21 protein-coding genes are annotated in these 24,873 nt (G+C 37.0%); 10 read left to right on the top strand and 11 right to left on the bottom strand.

Annotation, left to right across the window (positions count from 1 at the left end; genetic code table 11):
* Positions 1-3: 3 nt before the first annotated feature.
* Genes thrC through thrA form a run of 3 tightly spaced genes read right to left on the bottom strand, consistent with a single transcriptional unit; the run spans position 4 to position 4,707 of the window.
* Complete coding sequence (gene thrC, locus AC57AW_RS22035) at positions 4-1,308, bottom strand: threonine synthase (protein WP_496353591.1); 1,305 nt, start codon at positions 1,306-1,308, stop codon at positions 4-6.
* Positions 1,309-1,323: 15 nt separating this feature from the next.
* Entirely contained in the window at positions 1,324-2,250 is a 927-nt protein-coding gene (locus AC57AW_RS22030; RefSeq protein ID WP_496353590.1) for a homoserine kinase, read from the bottom strand.
* 9 nt (positions 2,251-2,259) lie between these two features.
* Positions 2,260-4,707: a bifunctional aspartate kinase/homoserine dehydrogenase I gene (thrA, locus tag AC57AW_RS22025; RefSeq protein WP_496353589.1), complete on the bottom strand. Its 2,448-nt coding sequence runs from the start codon at positions 4,705-4,707 to the stop codon at positions 2,260-2,262.
* A 334-nt stretch (positions 4,708-5,041) separates the two neighbouring features.
* On the opposite strand from thrA, the gene AC57AW_RS22020 reads away from it, so the two are divergent.
* The 5 genes from AC57AW_RS22020 (at position 5,042) to AC57AW_RS22000 (ending at position 6,220) form a co-directional block, all read left to right on the top strand.
* The gene (locus AC57AW_RS22020) at positions 5,042-5,233 is read left to right on the top strand and encodes a bacteriocin-like protein (protein WP_318846581.1); all 192 of its coding nucleotides are present in this window, start codon (positions 5,042-5,044) and stop codon (positions 5,231-5,233) included.
* 57 nt (positions 5,234-5,290) lie between these two features.
* Complete coding sequence (locus tag AC57AW_RS22015; RefSeq protein WP_318846582.1) at positions 5,291-5,461, top strand: bacteriocin-like protein; 171 nt, start codon at positions 5,291-5,293, stop codon at positions 5,459-5,461.
* A 62-nt stretch (positions 5,462-5,523) separates the two neighbouring features.
* A complete protein-coding gene (locus AC57AW_RS22010) occupies positions 5,524-5,721 on the top strand; it encodes a bacteriocin-like protein (protein WP_496353588.1) in 198 nt (65 codons plus the stop codon).
* 63 nt (positions 5,722-5,784) lie between these two features.
* Positions 5,785-5,994 (top strand): bacteriocin-like protein, encoded by a 210-nt coding sequence (locus tag AC57AW_RS22005; protein ID WP_047379010.1) that lies wholly within the window; start codon positions 5,785-5,787, stop codon positions 5,992-5,994.
* 16 nt (positions 5,995-6,010) lie between these two features.
* Positions 6,011-6,220 carry a hypothetical protein gene (locus AC57AW_RS22000; RefSeq protein WP_496353587.1) on the top strand — a complete coding sequence of 70 codons (210 nt, stop codon included), beginning with the start codon at positions 6,011-6,013 and terminating at the stop codon, positions 6,218-6,220.
* 36 nt (positions 6,221-6,256) lie between these two features.
* Here the strand turns inward: AC57AW_RS22000 and nadA are convergent, their stop codons facing one another.
* The 3 genes from nadA to AC57AW_RS21985 form a co-directional block, all read right to left on the bottom strand.
* A complete protein-coding gene (nadA, locus tag AC57AW_RS21995) occupies positions 6,257-7,276 on the bottom strand; it encodes a quinolinate synthase NadA (RefSeq protein WP_496353586.1) in 1,020 nt (339 codons plus the stop codon).
* 105 nt (positions 7,277-7,381) lie between these two features.
* Positions 7,382-7,945 (bottom strand): guanylate kinase, encoded by a 564-nt coding sequence (gene gmk / locus AC57AW_RS21990; protein WP_496353585.1) that lies wholly within the window; start codon positions 7,943-7,945, stop codon positions 7,382-7,384.
* Positions 7,946-8,031: 86 nt separating this feature from the next.
* Complete coding sequence (locus AC57AW_RS21985; RefSeq protein ID WP_318846586.1) at positions 8,032-8,889, bottom strand: YicC family protein; 858 nt, start codon at positions 8,887-8,889, stop codon at positions 8,032-8,034.
* Between the two features lie 309 nt (positions 8,890-9,198).
* Between AC57AW_RS21985 and miaA the strand changes: the two genes are divergently transcribed.
* Positions 9,199-10,119, top strand: a complete 921-nt coding sequence (miaA, locus tag AC57AW_RS21980; RefSeq protein WP_496353584.1) for a tRNA (adenosine(37)-N6)-dimethylallyltransferase MiaA — start codon at positions 9,199-9,201, stop codon at positions 10,117-10,119.
* Between the two features lie 202 nt (positions 10,120-10,321).
* On the opposite strand, the gene AC57AW_RS21975 is transcribed toward miaA, so the two are convergent.
* From AC57AW_RS21975 to AC57AW_RS21960, 4 genes are all read right to left on the bottom strand, one after another.
* On the bottom strand, positions 10,322-11,734 hold the full coding sequence (locus AC57AW_RS21975; protein WP_318846588.1) for an efflux transporter outer membrane subunit: 1,413 nt from the start codon (positions 11,732-11,734) through the stop codon (positions 10,322-10,324).
* Positions 11,735-11,900: 166 nt separating this feature from the next.
* The gene (locus AC57AW_RS21970; protein WP_496353583.1) at positions 11,901-15,083 is read right to left on the bottom strand and encodes an efflux RND transporter permease subunit; all 3,183 of its coding nucleotides are present in this window, start codon (positions 15,081-15,083) and stop codon (positions 11,901-11,903) included.
* 40 nt (positions 15,084-15,123) lie between these two features.
* Entirely contained in the window at positions 15,124-16,284 is a 1,161-nt protein-coding gene (locus AC57AW_RS21965) for an efflux RND transporter periplasmic adaptor subunit (RefSeq protein WP_496353582.1), read from the bottom strand.
* Between the two features lie 362 nt (positions 16,285-16,646).
* On the bottom strand, positions 16,647-17,243 hold the full coding sequence (locus tag AC57AW_RS21960) for a TetR/AcrR family transcriptional regulator (RefSeq protein WP_318846591.1): 597 nt from the start codon (positions 17,241-17,243) through the stop codon (positions 16,647-16,649).
* A 322-nt stretch (positions 17,244-17,565) separates the two neighbouring features.
* Here AC57AW_RS21960 and AC57AW_RS21955 point away from each other — a divergent pair, with 322 nt between their 5' ends.
* Complete coding sequence (locus AC57AW_RS21955) at positions 17,566-18,120, top strand: thioredoxin family protein (RefSeq protein ID WP_318846592.1); 555 nt, start codon at positions 17,566-17,568, stop codon at positions 18,118-18,120.
* A gap of 532 nt (positions 18,121-18,652) precedes the next feature.
* On the opposite strand, the gene AC57AW_RS21950 is transcribed toward AC57AW_RS21955, so the two are convergent.
* Positions 18,653-19,558 carry an AraC family transcriptional regulator gene (locus AC57AW_RS21950; RefSeq protein WP_496353581.1) on the bottom strand — a complete coding sequence of 302 codons (906 nt, stop codon included), beginning with the start codon at positions 19,556-19,558 and terminating at the stop codon, positions 18,653-18,655.
* A gap of 123 nt (positions 19,559-19,681) precedes the next feature.
* Between AC57AW_RS21950 and AC57AW_RS21945 the strand changes: the two genes are divergently transcribed.
* Genes AC57AW_RS21945 through AC57AW_RS21935 form a run of 3 tightly spaced genes read left to right on the top strand, consistent with a single transcriptional unit; the run spans position 19,682 to position 24,847 of the window.
* Positions 19,682-20,911: an MFS transporter gene (locus AC57AW_RS21945; protein ID WP_496353580.1), complete on the top strand. Its 1,230-nt coding sequence runs from the start codon at positions 19,682-19,684 to the stop codon at positions 20,909-20,911.
* Between the two features lie 2 nt (positions 20,912-20,913).
* Entirely contained in the window at positions 20,914-22,395 is a 1,482-nt protein-coding gene (locus tag AC57AW_RS21940) for a trehalase family glycosidase (protein WP_496353579.1), read from the top strand.
* Between the two features lie 22 nt (positions 22,396-22,417).
* The gene (locus tag AC57AW_RS21935) at positions 22,418-24,847 is read left to right on the top strand and encodes a TonB-dependent receptor (protein ID WP_318846596.1); all 2,430 of its coding nucleotides are present in this window, start codon (positions 22,418-22,420) and stop codon (positions 24,845-24,847) included.
* Positions 24,848-24,873 lie beyond the last annotated feature (26 nt).

Below are 24,873 nucleotides of genomic sequence, written 5' to 3'. Positions count from 1 at the left end.
GCCTCATATTTTATGAAGCAAAAATCGTCTTAATTCTTCAAAATCTGAATTTATTTCTACAGTTTTTTTCTCCTTTTTCATCAGCTCATTCAATGATTCGGGAATTTCAATCTGAGTATGGATTGCTTTTTCCACAGCATCAGGGAATTTTACGGGATGGGCAGTACCAAGGATAAAGCCTTTTTGCTCTGGATTTTCATGCAGATATTGTTCCATTGCAGCAAATGCGACAGCACTGTGAGGCTCCAGAATATATCCGTATTTTTCATAGACTTCTGTGATGGTATTCATTGTTTTGTCATCATCAATGGAATACGCAGATATTTTATTTTTCAACGCTTCAAACTGATGGCCGAAAAGTTCTAAAATCCTTACAAAATTGCTTGGATTTCCCACATCCATAGCATTGGATAATGTGGCAACCGCTTTTTGTGGCTGATAGTTCTGAGTCTTAAAATAATCAGGAATTACCTGATTAGCATTACAGGCTGCAATAAAATGACTGGCAGGGAGCCCTCTGAAATGAGCCAGAATTCCGGCACAGATATTTCCGAAATTTCCACTCGGAACACAGATTACCGGTTCTTCTTTATGATGCTGAATCCATTGTTTTAAAGCTATTAAATAATAAATCTGCTGAGGAAGCCACCTGGCAACATTAATAGAATTGGCAGACGTCAAAAATAACTGACTGTTGATTTCTTCATCAGAAAAAGCCTGTTTTACGATATTCTGACAGTCATCAAAACTGCCATTTACTTCCAAAGCTGAGATATTTTCACCTAATGCTGTTAATTGTTTCTCCTGAACCGGGCTTACTCTATTTTTAGGGTATAGAATGACCACATTGATTTGTGGAATTTTGTAAAATCCATGAGCCACAGCACCTCCCGTATCTCCGGAAGTTGCTACAAGAACAGTAACTTTTTTCTGCTGATTTTTCAGGAAATAAGACAGACAACGGCTCATAAATCTCGCTCCAATATCTTTAAAGGCAAGGGTAGGGCCATGAAACAATTCCAGAATAGAGATCTGCTCACTGATCTTTACCAGAGGAATTTCAAAACTGACTGTTTCTGCCACAATTTCTTTTAGGATTTCTGAGGGAATGTCAGCTCCCACAAAATCTTTCATGCATTGGTAAGCAATTTCTTCATTAGAATACTGATGAAGATTTTGAATCCATTCAGCGTCAAACTGAGGAATATTTTCAGGGAAGAATAATCCTTTCTCTTTTCCCTGGCCTTTTATGGTTGCTTCTCTGAAATCAATTTTTTCCAGAGGATCTTTTAAGTTATAATACTTCATTTTTGTTTTTTTATGTTAAGCTTCTTCAACGATTTGAATACCTGTCGGATTTATTTTTGATACATACACAATGCTTTCTACATCAATTTTATCATAGACTGATTTCATCATTTGAGCTATTTTTTCTGCCGTCTCTTTTTGTTCAGAGAGCATGAAAATAGAAGGCCCTGATCCGGAAATTCCTCCACCCAAAGCTCCCAATTGCAAGCTTTTGGTTTTAATTTCGTCAAATTTTGGAATCAGAATGCTGCGGATAGGTTCTATAATGACATCGTTGAGACTTCGACCAATCAATGAAATGTCATTTTTCTGAATTCCTGCTACAAGACCTGCTATATTTCCCCATTGTTCTACTGCGCTTTTCAACGTGATATTTTTTTTCAAAATCTGTCTTGCATCTGAAGTTTTGACTTCCACCTGTGGATGTACGGCAGTTACAAATAGATCAGGACTGTTCAGCGGAATAATATCAATGGGATTGGTAGATTTTACCAGAGTAATTCCACCATAGATACACGGTGCGATATTATCCGCATGACGTACTCCTGAAGCGAGTTCTTCTCCAAACATGGCAAAATAGACCATTTCCTCTTTAGATAGTTTGTTTCCTAATAATATATTGGCTCCAAAGGCGGCTCCGGCTGCACTTGCCGCACTGGAGCCGAGCCCGCTACCAGGTTTTATATGTTTATGGATAATCACTTCAAAGCCGTTTTTGAGATTAAAATATTCCTGAATTTTTAACATGACAACCCCTGCGACATTTCTTGAAGGTTCCTCAGGAAGTCCAAAAGGATCAGTATGTTTTATAATAATTTCAGGAGTTTCCAATAACCTGAATTCCATTTCATCATATGGATCATGAACTGCCATTCCGAGAATATCAAATCCGCAAACCAGATTGGCAACAGTAGCGGGAACTTTTAATTTTACTTTTTTCATAACTGTATTTTAAATGGAACGAATAATATCTGCAAAAACTCCGCTTGCCGTTACATCAGCTCCGGCTCCAGCACCTTTTACGACTAAGGGTTGTTCGGAATATCTGAGAGTTTTAAAAATGACAATATTGTCTTTACCATAAAGATGAAACAGATCACTGTCCGGAGCGATGTGCTGTAATCCAACCTTGGCTTTTCCATCTTCAAATTCTGCGACATATTTTAATATTTTGCCTTCATTTTTAGCATTCTTCAATAAGTTTTTAAAATGGTCTTCATATGCTGTAAGCTTTTCATAAAAGTCTCCAACGCTTCCCTGCATACATTCTTCAGGAAGAAAACCAATGTTTTCAATTTCATTAAACTGAAGCGGATATCCGGCTTCTCTGGCAAGGATTAAAATTTTTCTAGCCACATCAGTTCCCGACAGGTCTAGTCTTGGATCCGGTTCTGTATAACCTTCCTGCTGGGCCTGGGCTACGACTTCAGAAAATGTTCTGCTGCCATCATATTCATTAAAGACGAAATTCAATGTCCCACTCAGTACTGCCTGAATAGACTGGATTTTGTCTCCGCTTTTGATCAAATCGTTGATGGTTCCTATTACCGGAAGTCCTGCTCCTACATTAGTTTCAAAATAAAAATTGCAGTTGTGGTTTCTTGCTGTATTTTTTAATGTTTTATACTTTTTAAAATCTGAAGAGGCTGCAATTTTATTACAAGCCACAATATTCACGCTTCTTTTTAATAAACTTTCATAAATTTCAGGTACATCAGGACTTGCTGTTACATCTACAAAAACAGAGTTTCTTAAATTCCGGCAGATAATATTTTCGGCAAATTCCTGTGGAGAAGCTTTTTCACCTTTCTGATCCCATATAAAATAGTCTTCCTGTGATATTCCTTTGTCTGAAAATATCATATGACGGCTGTTGGAAATTCCTGCAATTCTCAGATTGATCAAAAAGTTTTCTTTTAGATAAGCATTCTGGTCATAGATCTGCTGAATAAGCTTTGACCCGACGTTTCCTGTTCCACAGATGTAAAGATGGATTTGCTTAATTTCAGATTCAAAAAATTCCTCGTGAAGTACATTCACTGCTTTTTTACTGTCTTTTTCTGAAATAACGATACTGATATTTCTTTCTGAAGATCCCTGAGCAATTGCTCTTATATTGATTCCGTTATTTCCCAGACATCCGAACATTTTGGCGCTTACACCGCTTCTGCTTTTCATACTTTCTCCAACCAAAGCCACAATGGAAAGCCCCGTTTCAATTTTTACGGCATATACTCTTTTCAGATTGATGTCATCCGCAAAAGATGAATTGATGGCATCTTCGGCGCGTAAAGCTTCTTTTTCTTCAATTGCAATCGTGATAGAATGTTCCGAAGACCCTTGTGTAATAAGAATTACATTGATCTTTTCATGACTTAGGCACTGGAACAATTTCGCTGAAATACCCGGAATTCCTACCATGCCGCTGCCTTCCAATGTAAGAAGAGCTATACTGTTCATATTTGAAATTCCTACTGCAATCTGCTTTTTATTTCCTGAAGATTTCACTTGGTGAGAAATCAAAGTTCCTGGTGCATCCGGATCGAAAGTATTCTTAATGATCAGATTAATGTTTTTTTCCATGACAGGCTGAATGGAAGGCGGATAAAGTACTTTTGCCCCGAAATGAGACAGCTCCATAGCTTCATGATAAGATATTTCTGAAATAGGTTTTGCATTGGAAGCCAAACGGGGATCGGCAGTCATCATTCCGCTTACATCTGTCCAGATCTGAAGTTCTTCTGCATAAACGGAAGCTGCTATAATAGAAGCTGTGTAATCAGAACCGCCTCTTCCTAATGTTGTTGCATTATTTTTTTCGTCATGCGCTACAAACCCAGGACCTACGATGATACGATTCTTATTTTCATTCAGAAAATCAACAATATTACTTTCTGTGCATTTAAAATCTACTTTCGCATTGGTGAAAGTGCTGTCTGTTCTGATGAGGTCCGCAGAATTCATCCATAAACAGTCTAGTCCTTCATGCTGAAGTCTTGCTGCTACAATTTTTGATGACAAAAATTCTCCGTAAGAAGCAATTTTATCTTTGATTCTGTTAGTAAGTTCACCAAGGACGGCAATTCCGTTGTAGAGATCTTCGATATCATTAAAATGTTTTTTAACAAAACTCAGCCATGAACTTTGTTCTGTGATAGGGAAAAGGTCTTTGACCAGGCTGATATGTTTTTCTTCAAGATTCTGAACCATCTGAATATATTTCTCATCTTGAACGGAAGCGTATTCTGCAGCTCTGATCAGTTGGTCTGTTACGCCATGAAGTGCTGATACAATTACAACTATTTTGTTTTTTAAAGATTCATCTTTTATGATTTTTTCCACCAGAAGGATATTCTGTGAATGGGCGACTGATGTTCCGCCGAATTTTAAAACTTTCATCAATTATTTTTTTGAAGTTGGATATAACGAATTGACTACTCTTTAGAAAAAAGAGTACAGGTACCGGAAATAATATGTGAAAATTTACCCCGTTATGGGGTAGTTGTTGTAGTTGTGAATGTAGAAACAGAAGATATGCCTGAAATAGGTGATTTCAGGGCAGAAATATCAGATATGTTTCTTAATAAATTCATTGTAACAGAACAAATGTACAACTTATTTTGAAACAGCCAAGTTTTTAACATAATAAAATATATTTCCTTTTTTGGAGATATATTTGTTGTAATTGATTAAAAATGTTACATTTATAATCTAAACCAATAACTAAATAAACATGAAAAATCTAAAGAAAATCAAACGAGACGATTTAAAATCAGTCAACGGTGGAATAGGCCCTTGTAATGCAAACTGTCCTGCCGGGCCGTATGGACCAGGTGAACCAAGATCATGTGCTGATTATGATGCTTTACCAGAATGTTGTAAAGGAAGGGTACTGGTGAGTTTTGAATGCTTCGGTCCTTATTAATTTTTAATGACAAAAGTTTGTTGTTTTTTTATTACTGAATACTAAAATTATTATACTATGAAAACAATCAAGAAATTATCAAGAGAAGAAAAGAAAAGTATTAACGGAGGCTTTACGGATATCCAAATTGAAGCATGTGGAGGGGAGCAGTTCGTCTGTTTTCGTGGAGGTGGAAAATGGGGCTGTTGGCTGAAGCCGGGAGGAACCTGCTATGCACCCATGTTGTAGGTGATTCCTAATTATATTGTTCCAGTAGAAAATCAAAATTTAATTTGAAAATTAAAACGACCATGAAAAATTCAAAAAAATTAAACAGAGAAAATTTAAGAGCGATTATTGGAGGTGGAGGAGATACCTGTGCTGTTGATCTTGACTGCGGACCAAAAGGTTGTGCGGTATGTACAGATTTTAGAGGACGTAAGGTTTGTCTTTACCTTTTCCCTTATGATCCATCAATACCAGGCAGTTGTATCGTTCTGGAGGGATAGGATAATATTATTTAAAAATCATCAATTTGTTGTAAAAACATAAAAATCATAATTAAAACTACTATGAAAAATTTAAAGAAATTAAACAGAAAAGAGCTTGAACAATTAAATGGAGCTGCAGGTCCTTCAAGATGCGCAGGATGCCCACAACACGCTACATTCGGAGATGGGCCTGAATATCAATATCCATGTTCTGCTTATCAGGGACTTCCTGACTACTGCAAGATGTGTGTGCTGGTAAGTATGGAATGTGTGGACGGAGGAGTTTCTTAAAAGATAATCAGACTTTATGAAAAATTTAAAAAAACTGAACAGAAGAGATTTGGAACAGATGAAAGGCGCTGGTGTATCAAGATGTGATGGCTGTCCTACTCATCTGGTTTTTGGACCAGGCTCTTCCAGTGATCCTTCATGTGAAGCATATTGGAATCTCTCAGAACATTGCAGAATGTGTGTTGTTGTGAGTATGGATTGTTTTGTTGCAATTACTGCGGATTAAAATAAAAAAGCACTGTGTAAAAACAGTGCTTTTCAATTATTTTATGCTTTTTGAAAGATCAAGCATAGCCTCAATAGGTTTCAATGCTCTTAATCTTAATTCTTCGTCGATAAGGATTTCAGGAAGTTCATATTTCATACATAAATACAATTTCTCCATTGTATTACGTTTCATATAGAAACATTCCGAACAGTTACAGCTTTCATCAAAAACCAATGCAGGAATCAGTTCCTTGTGAGGAGCACGTTTTCTCATTTCGTGAAGAATTCCTTCTTCTGTTGCAATGATAAATTTCTGACAGTCGTCTTTTTCTACATAATTCAACAGGGCAGAAGTGGAACCGATAAAGTGTGCCAGTTTCAAAACGGCTTCTTCACTTTCAGGGTGTGCAATCAGTTTTGCATCCGGATTATCCGCCAGCTGCTGGGCAATTCTTTCCATTGAAAAAGCTTCGTGTACAATACAGCTTCCGTCCCAAAGGATCATATCACGTCCTGTTTTCTTAGATAAATATCTTCCCAGGTTTTTGTCTGGGGCAAAAATAATAGGTCTGTCTTTTGGAAGTGCTTCAATTACGGTTTCAGCATTTGAACTTGTTACGATGATATCACTTTCTGCTTTAGTTTCTGCATTACAGTTGATGTAAGTGGCAATTAAAGCATTCGGGTGCTGTTCACGCATCTTTCTTAAACCTTCTCCTGAACAGCCGTCTGCCAGAGAGCATCCGGCCATAGTATCAGGAAGAACTACTTTTTTAGTTGGATTCAGAATTTTAGCCGCTTCTGCCATGAAATGTACGCCGCAGAATACGATCATGTCAGCATTGGTATCTTTTGCCTGTCTTGCCAGCTGTAAAGAATCTCCAAGGAAATCAGCGATATCCTGAATTTCTCCCGGCTGGTAGTAATGGGCAAGAATAACAGCATTTTTCTCCTCTTTAAGTTTAAGAATGGCTTTTACCAATTCTTCTCCCTGAGGAATGGCTATATCTTTTATATCCAGAAATCCTCTGACAGGAATTGCAGATTTAGCTTTTTCTAATGTTTCGGTACTCATATCAACCTCAATTTTTTATGATCAGAAGTTAGAGGTGAGAAATTAAAAGTTAGATTTTGAGAGTATTTTGATTACTTCCATCTTCCGTCTTCTATCTTCCAGCCATTAATTACTGATAAAACTTTTTATTAAACTTTCTATTTCTTTTTTAGCTGCATCAAGATCTTCATTAATAACAATCTTGTCAAACTCGCCGGCGTAGGTCATTTCTTCTTCTGCCTTTGCTACACGGGTTTTTATGGTTTCTGCATCATCTGTATTTCTGGAGATCAATCTTCGTTCCAATTCTTCAATGGAAGGCGGTTCTATAAAAATAGACAGGGCTTTTTCACCGAAATATTTTTTTAACGAAATACCTCCTTTTACATCTACATCAAAAATAACAACTTTTCCCTGATTCCAGATTTTTTCTACTTCAGATTTTAAAGTACCGTAATATTTATCAGTATATACTTCTTCATATTCTACAAAAGCATCTTCAGAAATTTTCTGTCTGAATTCATCCGGAGTCAGAAAATGATAATCTACCTGATGAATTTCACTTCCTCTTGGCTGTCTTGTGGTACATGAGATTGAAAATTCCAGCTCAGGAAATGTTTCCAGTGAATGCTTTACCAATGTAGTTTTTCCGCTCCCTGATGGTGCTGAAAATATAATTACTTTATCCATTTTTTTTGATTTCGGGTTTCGGGTTTCGAGTTACGGAGTTCATTGTTAGGAATGATCATCACACATCTCTTAGCCCGTACCTATCATTACAATACGTTTAACGTTTGTTCTTTAATTTTTTCCAGGTCATCTTTCATCATTACCACCAGTTTCTGGATTTCTGCATGATTGGCTTTAGAACCTAATGTATTGATCTCTCTTCCGATTTCCTGAGAAATAAAGCCCAGTTTTTTTCCGTTGAAAGATTCATTGTCCATTACTTCTTTATAATATTTTAAGTGCTGGGTAAGTCTTACCTTTTCTTCAGAGATATCAAGCTTTTCAGTGAAATAGGCCATTTCCTGGTAGAAACGTGTTTCATCTACGTTTTCAAATTCTTTCAAAGATTTCTGATAACGTTCTTTCACGCTGACAATTCTTTCTTCCTCAAAAGGAATTACTTCTCCAAGATATTTGTCAATATTCTGAATATTTCTGTTTAATTCTTCGTGCAAAATGCTGCCTTCAGTTTTTCTGAATTCCTCAAATCTGTTAATAGCATTATTGACAATTTTAGCCAGCGCTTCCCATTCACCTGCCGTAAGTTCATCAGGTCTTGACGAGATAGCATCAGGAAGTCTAACTGCCATTTTAAGGTATTCGAAATTTGGACCGTCAGAAGCTATGTTTTTAAGCTCATTGATGTAAGATTCAATTAAATTTTTATTAATTTTTACATCATTGGACTCTTCAAGGTTCTCAATATTAACGTAGCAGTCTACTTTTCCACGGATAATTCTATCGTTAAGAATTTTTCTGATTTCAAATTCTTTTTCTTTATAACGTAAAGGAATTTTAATATTCAAATCAAAGCTCTTGCTGTTCAGTGATTTAATATCTATTGTAATTTTTTTTCCTTCAAAAACATCTTCGGCTCTACCGAATCCGGTCATTGATAAAATCATAGTTTTTTATTGTTCTACAAAGATAAACATTTAAGTCTATACTATAATACCATGAAACTTCAACGTACAGTATATAATCATTCAATTTTTAAATTTATTTTGAACCATTAAGAACATTTAAGCTGTTAAGTTTAATTAAGAAAAAAATCTCATAGATTTTGATAAGAGTTCTACTAAAAAGCGAAGCTCATCTTAATATTCTGAACTGCTTCATAAAATCTTAATGGTTCAAAATAAACAGCAGCTTTTTTGTAGATTTTATGTTTAAAAATAAAAATTCAAATAAACTCATTTTCGTAAATTAGCGCTGTGAAAAAGAAAAATTTGATTTCTGTAGTAGGCCCCACCGGAATCGGTAAGACGAGATTGGCAATTGATTTGGCGCAGCATTTCAATACGGAGATTATTTCCTGTGATTCCCGTCAGTTTTTTAAAGAAATGAAAATAGGTACAGCGGCACCTTCAGAAGAGGAACTTGCCGGGGCACCTCATCATTTTATCGGAAATCTTTCAGTTGAAGAATATTATTCTATCGGGCAGTATGAAGAAGATGCCCTTCAAAAACTCAATGAGCTTTTTGCAACGCATGACACCGTTATTCTTGTGGGCGGAAGTATGATGTATGAAAAGGCAGTGATAGAAGGTCTGCATGATCTGCCTGAAGCCAATACTGAAAACCAGGAAAAACTTCAGACTATTCTGGAACAGGAAGGAATAGAAAAACTTCAGGAAATTTTACAGGAACTCGATCCCGAATATTTCAGTGTAGTGGATATTCACAACCACCGCAGGCTTTTACGCGCTATTGATGTGATCTGGCAGACTGATACAAAATATTCTGAATTGATTGCTGTGTCCCAGGATTCAAGAGATTTTAATGTAATCAGAATCGGAATAGAAGCTCCCAGAGAAGAACTGTATGACAGAATCAACAGGAGAGTGGATATTATGATGGAAAAAGGGCTGCTGGATGAAGTGAAAGGTCTTGAGAAATTCAAAGAACTCACTGCTTTGAATACGGTAGGCTATGCAGAGTTATTCAAATATTTTGATGGTGAGTGGGATCTTGATTTTTCGGTTTCAGAAATTAAAAAGAACAGCCGGAGATATGCTAAACGTCAGTTGACCTGGTATAGAAAAGCCGATGATATTCATTATTTGCAGATAGGATATTCTGAAAAAGAGTATGAAGATTTGCTAAAATGGATTGCGGAGGAGTTTGAAAAGTAAATACTTTTACATTATTAAACGACTTTAGAAGCTTTGGAAATATAGACTCCTACGGAATGACAAACTGGGCGCTTAGTTTATCCATACACTATGTCATTCCGTAGGAATCTAAGTTTAAATTCATATTGTAAATAAACAGAAGCAATACAAAAAAATGCGGTCCTGAAAAGAACCGCATCTTAAACAAATATAATTTAATTTACTACTTCCAACCGCCGCCCAGCGCTCTGTATAGATCTACAATGCTGCTTAATCTCTGTCTTTTAATGGAAGCCAGATTCAACTCTGCCTGTAGGGAATTTCCTTGTGCTGTAATCACTTCCAGGTAATTGGCTGAACCTCCTTTGTAAAGAAGCTGTGCACTTTTAATTCCGTCTTTCAAGGTAGTTGCCTGCTCGGTAGCTTTTTGTTCCTGAGCTTTTAGGTTTTCATTAGATACCAAAGCATCTGAAACCTCACCTACAGCATTTAATACCGACTGACGGAATGCCAGAACATTTTTCTCTCTTTGAATTTTGGCTACTGCAAGATCCGTTTTCAACTGTCTTTTCTGGAAAATAGGCTGGGTAAGTCCTCCCAGAACAGACCCGAATAATGAAGCCGGAATCTGAAACCAGTTATCAAACTTGAAAGAGTTTACCCCTCCATTAGCTGTAATCTTCAATGCCGGATACATATTGGCCTGAGCAATTCCTACGATAGCATTTGACTCCAGCAAAACAAGTTCCTGCTGACGAACGTCTGGTCTTCTGCTTACCATGGCTGCAGGAAGTCCTGCAGTGATAGTCTGAGGTAGGGAAGTGTCTGACATTTCAATCGTTCTGTTTACTTTATTAGGGATTTCCCCTACAAGAATGCTTAAAGCATTTTCCTGAATGGCAATATTCTGTTCCAATTGAGTAATCAGAAGTTCTGTAGCTTGTTTCTGTGCAGAAGCCTGCTGTACACCTAAAGAGGTGTTATCACCACTTTCCCACATTTTTTGTGTGATGAGTAATGTATTACTGCTTAGTTCCAGGTTTGATTTTGCAATTCCCAGCTGTCTGTCAAGCATCAGAAGATTATAATATCCCTGAGCAATGGCAGCTACTACCTGAGTCTGAACTGCTTTTGAAGCTTCGTAAGTCTGCAAATACTGCATTCTTGAAACTTCCTGCTGGTTTTTAATTTTTCCCCAAATGTCAGCTTCCCATGAAAGGTTGAAGGCTGCATTGTAATCCTCAACATGACTTGATCCTAAAAATAAATTTAAGCTTTGCCCGTTCATGCTGTTTTTGGAAGGCCTTGAAATTTGCCCGCTTACTCCAAAACCAACATCCGGATATTGCATATATTTTGCCTGTTTCAGTTTTTCCTGTGAAGAGGCAACCTGCTTTAATGCAATCTGCAGGTCGTAGTTATTTTTGATTCCTTTTTCAATCAGCCCCTGTAAAATAGGATCGCTGAAGAACTGTTTCCACTCCAGATTAGCTATGCTGGCTGTATCGGCAGTTGCAGTATACTGAAACTTTTCCGGCAATGGCAGTTCAGGCTCCGTGTATGCCAGTTTGGACACACATGATACAGAGCCTATAGCCAGCGCAAAAGTTAGAATAATATTTTTTACTCTTTTCATAGTTTTTAAACTTTTAATTGAATACAAAACTCAGAGAGGTTTCATTTATGCAAAAATTGTCTTTAGTAGGAGAAAATTGCTGGATTTTTTAAACCATTAAGAACAGCAGGAGAATAGTTAATCCTTTGTCTTAAAATTTTCTCTAAGTTTTGTCATTCATTTTTTATTAATGAGCTGAAGCTAAAAGTTCTTCCTCCATTTGTTTTTTCTTCAGTCTTTTTTGTTTTCTGCTTGGCATTTTTTCGTGCAGATACTGGAAGATCACATACATTACCGGAATGATAAAGATCCCGAATATTACTCCTGTAAGCATTCCTCCTACGGTACTGTATCCAATAGAGTGATTACCTTTTGAAGAAGCTCCTTGTGTCCATACCAGCGGAAGCATTCCCACGATAAAGGCAAAAGAGGTCATTAAGATTGGTCTTAAACGTAATCTTGATGCCTGAAGCGCAGATTCTATCAAACTTTTTCCAGCTTTTCTTCTTTGTACAGCAAACTCTACGATCAGGATGGCATTTTTCGCCAATAGCCCGACCAGCATGATCAATCCTACCTGAACGTAAATATTGTTATCAATTCCTGCCAGTCCTGTAAAGGCAAATACTCCGAAAATTCCCGTTGGAATCGTAAGAATAACGGCAAATGGAAGGATATAACTTTCATACTGAGCTGCCAATAGGAAATACACAAACAAGATACTTAAGAAGAAAATGAATGATGTCTGTCCACTTGTTTTGATCTCTTCACGGGTAATCCCTGTCCACTCATATCCATATCCTCTTGGAAGTGATTGCTGAGCAACTTCTTCTACCGCTTTGATGGCATCTCCGGTACTGTATCCCGGTTTTGGTGTTCCATTGATAGTTACTGCGTTGAAAAGGTTATTTCTTGTTACCGTTTCAGGTCCGAAAGTTCTTTTTAATGTAACCAGTGTTTTCGCAGGAACCATTTCTCCTGATTTATTTTTTACATAAATTCCTTCCAGAGAGTTGACATCTGTACGATAAGGAATATCTGCCTGTGCCATTACTCTGTAGTATTTTCCAAACCTGTTGAAATCTGATACAAAGCTACTTCCGAAATAAATCTGCATAGTCTGCATCAATTCTGTAACGGATACACCCAGCTGATTGGCTTTGTCTGTATCTACATCAATCGTATACTGAGGGTTTCCAGCAGCATAAGTAGTAAAGGCAAATGCAATTTCCGGTCGCTTCATCAGCTCCCCAATGAACTGCTGGGTAGTTGTTCCCAATTGTTCAAAAGAACCGTTCGTTTTGTCCTGCAGCATAAATTCAAATCCGGAAACGTTACCGAATCCCTGAACAGTAGGGAAGTTGAAGAAGAATGCATTGGCATCTTTCACCTGGCTTACCTTTCCTGTTAATGTTGCTGCAATCTGGTCAGGATCTTTCATTTCACCGCGTTTGTCATAATCTTTAAGCTTAATGAAACCTGCAGAATATGGAGAAGCATTGGCGTTACTGATAAAGTTCATACCATCTGCTACCCAAAGGTGATTGGTTGCTTTTTCACCATTGATAATTTTATCAATCTGAGCAGTCGCTCTGTGGGTTCTTTCCAATGAACTTCCCGGAGGAGTATTCACGGCATACAATACGAATCCCTGATCTTCTGTAGGAATAAATCCTGACGGAGCTTTCTTGATAAGGAATACACTTGCTGCTGTAATAATGGCAAGTCCTCCTACAGCAACCCATTTATTTTTAATTAAAAATTTAAGGCTGTAAATATACTTTCGGGTCATATTGTTGAAGCTCACATTAAATGCGTTGAAAAATCTAGCTCCAAATCCTTTTTTATGACCGTGCTCACCATGTTCTCCCTGAGGATCATTTAAGAACATCGCACATAATGCAGGACTTAATGTCAATGCATTAACTGCTGAAATTAAAATCGCAATGACTAATGTAAATGCAAACTGTCTGTAGAAAACTCCTGCAGGTCCCTGCATAAAACCAACCGGAATAAACACGGCACACATTACCAGTGTAATGGAAATAATAGCTCCTGAAATTTCACTCATTGAATTCGTGGTAGCTTGTTCTACAGGCATTCCTGTCTGTTCCATTTTAGAATGGACGGCTTCTACCACTACAATGGCGTCATCCACCACAATACCAATGGCCAGAACCAATGCAAACAGCGTAAGCATGTTGATACTGAAACCAAAGAGCTGAAGGAAGAAGAATGTTCCAATAATCGCAACAGGTACTGCAATAGCCGGAATTAATGTAGATCTGAAATCCTGAAGGAAAATATATACTACAATAAATACCAGAATGAAGGCAATGATTAACGTTTCAACAACCTGATGTATAGATGCATCCAGGAAGTCTTTAGAGTTATACATGATAATTGGTTTTACTCCTTTTGGAAGAGTAGTTTCCATTACTTTCACCTGACTTTCAATTTCAGTCAGGATTTCATTCGCATTAGAACCTGCAGTCTGTAAGATGGCAAATCCGGCAACCGGTTTTCCGTCTACTCTGTTTGTTGCAGTATAAGTATAAGAACCGAATTCTACTCTTGCTACATCTTTTAGTCGTAAGAAAGAACCGTCACTATTGGCTTTAATGGCGATGTTTTCATAGTCTTCATTCTTATTCAGTTTTCCTTTGTATTTAAGGATATACTCGTAAGTTTCCTTACTTCCCTGTCCCAGACGGCCCGGAGCCGCTTCAAGGTTGTGGTCTTTAATAGCTCCAAGAACTTCCTGAGGGGAAAGATTGTTGGAAGCCAGACGATCCGGTTTCAGCCAGATTCTCATAGAATAATCCCTTGTCCCGAATACCTGAGCCTGTGCTACTCCCGGAATACGCTGTATCTGAGGAATAACATTAATCTTCAGGTAGTTTTGAAGGAATAATTCATCATATTGTTTTTCATCTTCACTGGTCAATCCCATGAACATGATCATACTGTTCTGTACTTTCTGTGTCGAAATTCCGGCCTGTACTACCTCCTGAGGCAGCTGGCTCATCGCTTTCGATACACGGTTTTGTACGTTTACTGCTGCATTATCAGCATCAGCGCCCTGCTTGAAGAAGACACTCAGTGTCATTGTACCGTCATTACTGGAATTTGAGGTCATATAGGTCATGTTCTCAACTCCGTTCACGGCTTCCTCAATAGGGGTGGCTACCGAACGTGCTACAACCTCCGCGTTGGCTCCCGGATAGAATGCCGTTACCTGTACACTCGGTGGAGCGATATCCGGAAAGAGGGCTATCGGTAAATTAAAGAGAGACAGGGCTCCCAATAATAAGAGTATTATGGAGATGACCGTTGAAAGGACCGGTCTTTCTATAAATTGTTTTAACATAAGAAGTTTATTTTTTTAAGTCTTCTGTATTCGGAAAGGATTATAATGGTTTCGCTTTTAATAAGCTGTCAGAAGAAATATTTTTCGGCTTGATAGATGCACCATCTTTTAAGCTTCCAATTCCTGTGTATACTATTTTTTCTCCAGGTTCAAGCCCTTCAGAAATAAAATAATAGCTATCCGTTTTTCCTGATATTTTGATTGGTCTTCCGGTTACCTTCTGATCTTTACCCATTACATATACATAGGTTTTATCCTGAATTTCGAAAGTAGACTCCTGTGGAATCACTACGGCATTCGAGATCAGTTGCGGCATACGTACTCTTCCTGTATTTCCGGTTCTTAAAGCTCCGTTTGTATTAGGGAAAACGGCACGTACACTGATGGCTCCTGTAGTTTTATCAAACTGTCCGTCTACGATGCTTAGTTTTCCTTTTTCAGGATAAGTACTGTTGTCAGCGATCACCAATTCTACCATTGGCATATTTTTCAGCTTTTCTTCCAGAGTAGCTCCGGGATATTTATTCTGAAAAGCAATAAAGTCCAGTTCACTCAAAGAGAAATATGCATAAATTTCACTGATGTCTGATAATAATGTCAATGGATTTACATCTGTTCTTGAAATCAGACTTCCCTTTTTGTAAGGGATTCTTCCGATGTATCCGCTTACAGGAGCTGTAATGGTTGTAAATCCTACATTGATTCTTGCGCTTCCTACCGAAGCTTTTGCTTGTGCAGCAGATGCAACAGCAGCTTCATAATTGGCTTTTGCTGTTTTAAGCTGTACATCAGAAACTACTTTGGCAGCTACCAATGGCTGAAGTCTGTCTACTTCCACTTTTGCCTTCTGTATATTGGCATTAGCAGCCTGTAGATTAGCCTGCGCCATATTCATTTGCTCGCCGTAGCTTCTTGAATCTATTTTAAATAAAGGTTGTCCGGCTCTTACGTAAGCACCTTCTTCTACATAGATTCTATCCAGATATCCATCTACCTGAGATCTGATTTCTACGTTATTTTTCCCTTCTAAAGCAGTAGGGAATTCCTGATATGTAGTAGCGGGTGATGTAAGAACGGTATAAACCGGAAGTTCTGGAGCTGGCGGTGCGGCATTGGCTCCTTCTGCAGCTTTGGTACAGCTCTGTAAAAGAATTATACTTGCAATAAGTACAATAAACCTTGTTTTTCCAGGTATTTTCATTGTGGTTTAATTTTTTTAATGAAGTGTTAGAGGTAAGTAATGTGTTTTAATAAATGCTGTGTTTTTTCCTAACAGTGTTAATAATTAGTTCAAAAAAAATTACAGGATTTTTAATGTGCAATTGGGTCGATAGTTTCCATAATTGAAAATTGTTTTAATGTATTTAAGTGTATAATGATGGTGTAAGGTGTGTTAATTTTACTAACAGTGTTAATTTATAAGCAAAAAATGATTACTTTTAACAGCTGAATGATATGAATTGCTCCATAAATGGTTTGGTTTTTAATCAGGAATCACAAAATAATCTATGTTAATTCAGTGTTAAGTTTCCTAACGGTGTTAATTTTTAATTCAAAAAAAAATTACAAAGACTTAATAAAAGCCGAAACAGTTTCGTCCAATGTTGTCTTGTTCATTGTAGAAGGGATATCAGCAGTACGCATCATCATAATAGAGATCATTCCGTGAACGGCAGAAAATAGGGCATGAGACATATGGCAGGCATTGTCAGGATTAGACCCATTTTTCTTAATAATCTCGTAAGTACATTCATAGATCAGTTCCTGAAATGAAGAAAATTCTTTTTTCATCTGCCCTTTTCCACAGCACTGCATCCCAAGACCAAACATAAGCTGGTAATATTCCTTATTTTTAAAAGCAAAGTTCCAGTAGGCATCCACAATAGCAGAAAGCTGCTCTTCCGGAGTGTTATGTTTTTTCTGAGCTTTTAATAATTCTATATGTAAATTGTGAAAACCATCTAAAGAAATTTCAAATAGAATGGCTTCTTTATTTTCAAAATAATCATATACTACCGGGGCACTATACTCAATAGCGTCTGCTATCTTACGCATAGAAAGTGATGCCCAGCCTTCAGTTTTAGCCAAGGTAAATGCAGCCTGCAAAATATTTGCACGGATGGATTCCTTTTCTCGTTGACGGCGTTCATGTAGACCCATGATATTGATATTTCTTTTACTAACAGCGTTAGCAAAACTACAAACTTTTTAATATAACTTCCAAAGATATTTTGCATTTAACAGTAAAAAACGAGTATAAAAACTTTAAATCAAGGGGATGAAAGAAGTGAGAATAAGCTCAGGAAGCTGGTTTTAGATAAAAACTTTTTAAAATAAAGAGATTGATAGAATTTGACTATGACTATTTTGGAAGCTTCATAACGTCTCTCTTTCTTGTGATGTTAAAAATAAAAATGTCTCTTTCAGAACCCGTTTTAATAATAAAAGAAATATCTATCTTTGCCCATAAAGAAAAAAGGATATGAATACTCCCTCAAATATGTTGGCACTAGGAACAAAAGCTCCGTTTTTTGAACTTCCTAACCCGTCAAAAACGAATGAACTTCAGTCTTTGGAAGACCTGAAAGGAGAAAAAGGAACATTGGTAATCTTTATGTGCAACCATTGCCCGTTTGTACTTCATGTGATCGACAAGATCAACGAATTGTATGAAGATTATAACGAGCAAGGAATTGAGTTCATCGCTATCAATGCTAATGATGTTGAAAAATATCCGGCAGATTCTCCTGAAAAAATGATTGAATTTCAGATTGAAAGAAATTTTGATTTCCCTTATTTATTTGATGAAAGCCAGGCAGTAGCTAAAGCTTATGATGCAGCTTGTACACCGGATTTTTACTTCTTTGATGATAAACTGGATCTTGTATACAGAGGTCAGATGGATGATTCAAGACCGGGAAATAATAAGGACGTGACTGGAGAAGACTTGATCATTGCTTTTGAAAATCTTTTGGCTGGAGAAGCTCAGGAAGAAATTCAAAGACCTAGCATGGGATGTAATATTAAATGGAAATAAGTAATTGTACCGGTTACTGATTATCTAGCTGCCGGTTTTTACTCATTATAATATAGAGCTGCTCTTTTGGAGTGGCTTTTTTGTTGATTGCAATATCTGCGCTTAGTTTATCCACACAGTTTGTCACTCCGTAGGAGTCTCAGCGCAGCTTATCCTATTTTTTATTGTAAACGTCTGCAAAATTTACATATGTAGGTCTGGATTCCTACGGAATGACAATTATACCGCTTAGTTATCCACAAAGCTTGTCACTCCGTAGGAGTCTCAGCATAGCTAATTCTATTTTTTATTGTAAGCCTCTGTAAAATCTACATATGTAGGTCTGGATTCCTACGGAATGACAATTATAACGCTTAGTTATCCATATAGTTTGTCACTCCGTAGGAGCCTCAGTATAGCTAATCCTATTTTTTATTGTAAACGTCTGCAAAATTTACATATGTAGGTATGGATTCCTACGGAATGACAATTATAAGACTTAGTTTATCCACACAGTTTGTCACTCCGTAGGAGTCTCAGCGTTGTTTTTCTATTAAAAACTCACCTTACTTTTAGTCTCTTTCTCAACCTTCAAATCAACATTGACTTTATTGTGAGAATAATTCTTGATAAACTCTGAAGGCGTTTTTCCTGTATATTTTTTAAACATCCTGTTAAAATACGTCACATTATTGAATCCGCAATGATAGCTGCATTCTGAAATAGACTTATCCTGTGCCATCAGCAGACATGCCTTATTGATTCTATATCTATTGACAAATTCTGTAAACGTAATCTGAGTCGCTTTTTTAAAGAAATTACAGAAAGCCGGCAATGTCAGATTGGCAAGTTTGGCGACTTGTTCAATTTCAATTTCCTTATCATAATGATGTTCTACGTACGTGAAGATATTTTCCAGGCGGGTTTTATTTTTTGAAATAATGGTGTAAGGCATGATTTCTTTGTTCAGAAGATCATAATCTTCACATTTTGAAAGCTCGAAAAGAATCTCAAGCAGCAGCAAATATCTTCTGTAACCTTCCGATTCAAGCATAAGCTTCAGTTTGGGAAGCATGACTTTTTTTACTTTATGATGAAAATGAATCCCGTATTTTGAAAGTTCCAGCAGGTTTTTAATAGATCTAGCTTCAACTTCCTGCTGTGGAAACTGGAGAATTTCTTCCTTAAACTGAAGTACAATTTCTTCATGCGGATCAATCGAGTTTAATCCAAATCCGGAATGGGGAATATTGGACCCAATTAACACCAGATCACCATTCGTGTAATTACTTTTATGATATCCAACGTGACGAGTACCGTTCCCGGAAATGACACATACAAGCTCAATTTCCGGATGATAATGATACTCCCATTTGAATTCTGAAATAGGAGAGTTATTATGAATCGTGCGGAACGAGCTCTTGTCATTAGGAATTACCCTTTCAAAAGTAACTTTCATTTAATTAATCATATTTAATTACTAAAAATACTAATTATATTAATATAGTTCAAATATTGATTTACTGTGTTAAATTATCGTTAACACAAATGCTTCTATCTTAGCCGACAAGAAATAACCTGAATGAAAAATATTAACATCAAGGCCGTTTTATTTTTAAATTATTTTGTCTTCGCCATTCTTTTGAATTCTGTAGGAACAGTCATTCTACAGGTGCAGCAGAATTTTGGGATTTCAAAATCTTCGGCCAGTGTTTTGGAAGGTTTCAAAGATCTACCCATTGCCATTTGTTCATTCATTCTGGCTTCATTTCTTCCTAAAATAGGAATTAAAAAATCAATGTTGATTGCATTGTTTTTGGTAAGCTGTATGTGTTTTGTAATGCCATTTACCAATGATTTCTGGGTTTTTAAATTATTATTTGCAACCGTAGGAGTTTCCTTTGCTTTAATTAAGATATCGGTTTTTACTTCTATTGGATTGGTGACAGAAACAGACAAGGAACATTCTAGTTTCATGGGATTTCTGGAAGGATTTTTCATGATTGGAGTATTGGCGGGAAATGTTTTATTCAGTTTATATATTGATGATAACAACCCGGAATCTACCCGATGGCTGGATGTGTATTGGATTCTTGGAGGGCTTTCCACTTTATCCTTTTTATTCTTATTCTTTTCAAAGCTGAATGAACAGGAAGCGAAGAGTGAGAAAACAGACCTATTGGGAGATTTAAGAAACAGCGTCAGCTTATTCAGTTACAAAAAAGTATTGTTCTTTTTATTATGTGCTTTCCTTTTTGTATTGGTAGAACAGAGTTTTCAAACATGGACGCCTACTTTTTATAAGGAAATTTTAAAAGTACCTACCTCAATGAGTATTCAGGCGGGAGCTGTTTTGGCAGGAGCTTTTGCTTTGGGAAGATTTCTGTCGGGATTCTTTTCTAAGAAATTCAACTGGATTTATGTGGTTTCTTTTTGTGTGATAGGTTTTGCCATCAGCTTACTGCTGGTTTTACCTCTTACTCATAATATTCACATTGATACAAATACAAGCTGGATGAACGCACCTTTGGTGGTGTATTTATTTCCCTTGATGGGAGGTTTGCTGGCACCTATTTATCCAAGTATTAATTCTGTGATTCTGGCATCAATCCCAAAATATTTGCATAGCGCGATGTCAGGTTTGATTGTGGTTTTCTCAGCAATCGGAGGAACTATCGGTTCTATTATTACCGGTTTTGTGTTTCAGGAATTCAGCGGTCAGCAGGCATTTTACCTTTCTCTGATTCCGCTTTCATTACTGATCATTTCGGCAGTTTTCATGAATAAATTAAAAATTAATCCTAAAAAATAACAATGAGTAATCAGCTTTACATAAAAGAAATTCAAAGTCTGTTTGATGAGGTACAGAGATCTGAAATTTTTGAAGATCAGAAAATGATGACGGATGCAGTTCCTCTGTTTCCTGTTGCAAAGATTAATGAAGATTATGAAAAATCAAAAAATACAGAGGGTTTTGATCTTAAAGATTTTGTGATGACCCATTTTGACTTTTTAGGAGCGAGAGTTTCTATTAATAGAGAAGACCATCTTCCCATCACAGAACATATTGAAAAATTATGGGATGAACTGACGCGTACAGCCGATGAAGAAAAGGGAACCCTTTTAAAATTACCGAAACCTTATATCGTTCCTGGAGGACGTTTTAATGAGTTTTTCTATTGGGATAGCTATTTTATTATGCTAGGATTAAAAGCTTCGGGTAGAATAGAAATGATGAAAAATATTATTGAAAACTGCTCTTATCTGATCCAGAATGTAGGATTTGTTCCCAATGCGAGCAGAACCCATTTCCTAAGCAGATCACAGCCACCTTATTTTTCATTAATGCTGGACCTTCTTTTTGAAACAACACATGAGGAAGGAATTTATACAGAATATCATGATACCCTAGAAAAGGAATATGCTTTTTGGATGAATGGTGAAGAGGGACTTGAAAATAAGTCAAGTATAAAAAGAGTAGTCAGAACATCGCACGGAGATATTCTGAACCGTTATTACGATGCAGAAAATGCACCACGTCCTGAGAGTTATCTGATCGATATTGAAGATCATGAAAAAACTTCGGGAGATGAATTTTACAGAAATATAAGAAGTGCCTGTGAATCGGGTTGGGATTTTTCCAGCAGATGGTTCGCAGATGGAGAAAATATACAGACGATAGAAACACTGAATCTTGCTCAAGTAGATCTAAACTGCCTTCTATGGCATTTGGAAATGACTTTGGCAAAATCTTCAGCGCTTCAGAATCTGAGTGAAAAAGAAAATTATTTTTCAGAAAGAGCAGCAAGCCGAAGACAGATGATCAATACCTATTTCTGGGATAGGAATACTAACAATTATAAAGATTATCACACAAAAAAAAACACAAAAACACCGTCTGAACATATTGCTGCTCTTTACCCTTTATTCCTTGGAATTGCAGATCAGGAACAAGCGGAGGCGGTTGCTAAAGCTATAGCTGAAAAATTTCTTTATAAAGGAGGGTTGGTTACCACCACTAAAAACTCAGGCCAGCAGTGGGATCTTCCCAATGCGTGGGCTCCTTATCAATGGCTGGGCTTTAAAGCAATGAAAAATTATGGCTTTGATGAACTGGCTGAGAAGATAAAAAATAATTGGTGTTCCAATGTAGAAAGAGTCTACAAGAATACCGGAAAACTAATGGAAAAATACAATGCATTAGACACAGAAACAATAGCAGGCGGCGGGGAATACCCTAATCAGGATGGATTTGGTTGGACCAATGGAGTGTATTTACAATTACAACAAAACTGAAACTAACAATAAAAATAAGGCTATGAAAAAAAAATCAATCTTTTTAATCGCCGCAACAGCTACGTTATATTTTAATAATGCTTATGCCCAGGAAACTCCGCAGGATTCTGCAAAAGTTTCTTCCATCGATCAGATTGTCATCACAGGAAATTCAAATCCAAAGAAAAAAATAGAATCCAGTACAGCGATTTCTACCTTCAGTTCCAAAGAAATTCAGAAACAAAATCCAATCAGTGCAGCTGCTTTATTACAGCGAGTTCCTGGATTTGCGGTGGAAACATCAGGTGGGGAAGTAGGAAATAACCTTTTTGCAAGAGGTATTCCTTCCGCAGGAGCTTACGAGTTTGTGCAGGTACAGGAAGATGGTCTTCCGGTTTTTGAAGACGGTGCTCTTCAGTTTGCCAATGCAGATAATTTTTTCCGTGTAGATAATTCGGTAAATCGTATGGAAGCTTTGAGAGGAGGTTCAGGTTCTATTTTTGCAACCAATTCTCCAGGTGGTTTGATCAACTTTATTACCAGAGAAGGAACCAATGATTTCAGAGGTACCGCAAAACTGGAAACAAGTACATACGGATTGATGCGTACCGATGTGAATGTGGGTGGAGCTTTGGTTCAGGATAAATTATTCTTTAATGTAGGAGGTTTCTACAGAACAGATGACGGGATCAGAAAAACAGGTTTCAAAGCCAATAACGGCGGACAAATCAGGATGAATCTGAAATACGTCTTTGATAAAGGCTATGTAAAAGTATATTACAAAAAACTGGATGACAGAAATACATTCTTCCTTCCTATTCCGCTGGTACAAAACGGCAATAAGCTGAAAGGATTCCAGAATTTTGATCCTAATTACGGAACATACAGTTACAGAGCCATCAGCCAGCTGAATATTCCACAGGCCGGAGGCGGGTTTTTCAACAGAAATCTTGAAGATGGGATTCATCCGAAAGTAGATGTATTAGGAGCTGAGTTTAAATATGATCTTGGAAACAATTTCAGCGTTTTAAACAAGACCAGATACACCAATATCAATATGAATTATACAGGGATTTTCCCGGCAGGAGGTCCACAGACAATGGCAGAATTTGCTAAAAGCAGCGGAATCAGCGGAAACAATTATCAGTATTCATTGGTGAGCAATGGAGCTGTAGTTAATCCTGAATATGTACAGAAACTGGGATTCTGGGCGATTGACAAGCAGATGAATAACTTTGTGAACGATTTACAGTTCAATTATAAATTTGATCAGGGAAATATTACGGCAGGTTTTTATAAATCCAACTGGAAATCCCACCAATACTGGAACTGGAGTAATATTCTAACTACTGCTACAGACAGACCGGAATTACTGAATCTGGTAGATACTTCTCTCAGCCCTTTAGATACAGGATATTCAAAAACGTATAATGGAGTTACCAACATGACGTTCTTACAGAGAGATACTCAGACTCAGGGAAGTTTGAATGATCTTTATGTAAACCTGGATTATAATATCACTGATGCCTTAAGTGTAAATGGAGGTCTTCGCTACAGCCATGATTATTATAAAGGGAATTTTGCGAACACTACCTCATCCAATTTAAATAATTCCGGGTTGACAACGGATGGAACTCACGGTTTCAACACTACAACTGCTGATGATAATATGAGCGTGCTTGGAAATAAATACACGTACTGGAATTATAATGTAGATAAGGTGTCTTTCACATTAGCTGCCAATTATAAGGTCAACAGAGAGAATGCGGTATATGCCCGTTTTTCCAATGGTTTCAGATCACCAAATGAAGAAGCGTATTACAATTATTTCTCCAATCCGAATCCTGATAAACCTTTAAAATCAGTAACCACCAATCAGCTGGAAGTAGGATATAAATATTACTCGCGTACCTTTGATATAGCAGTGATTCCGTTCTATTCTACCTTGAAGAACCTGTCATTTACAGATGTTTTCTCTGATGGTAAATCCGAAAATACCTTTGCGAATACAGAAAACTATGGAGTTGAACTGGAAGGTTTCGCCCGTTTATTCAATAATATTTTAGAAGTAACATTCAACGGGACCATCCAGAGTCCAAAATATAAAAACCTTGAGGCTGGAAGCGTTCTCGAAGGAAATGTGGTAAGAAGAATGCCTAAGTTTTTCTTCAATATTTCACCGGCAGTCAATATTACAAAAGCATGGAGAACATATGTAAGCATGAATTACTATGGAAAACGTTTTCAGGATGAGAAGAATGTGCAGACATTGCCTTCCTTTACTGAATTTGGAGCAGGAATGTCTTACCAATTAGGGAAAATACGTTTTGCTGTGGATGGAACCAATATCTTTAATACAATCGGTATCACAGAAGGTGACCCAAGAGCAGGCTCTCCAAACGGCGATGGAATCATTATGGCCAGACCTATTATGGGAGCTGCTGCCAGAGCATCAATCACTTTGGATTTCTAATTTCTATTTCTTTATAAAAATGAAAA

The organism is Chryseobacterium sp. BGA-UO-ETr-SB22, assembly GCF_059567885.1.
The sequence above is the reverse complement of the archived record's forward strand: the minus strand, read 5'-3'. Positions and strand labels throughout refer to the sequence as shown.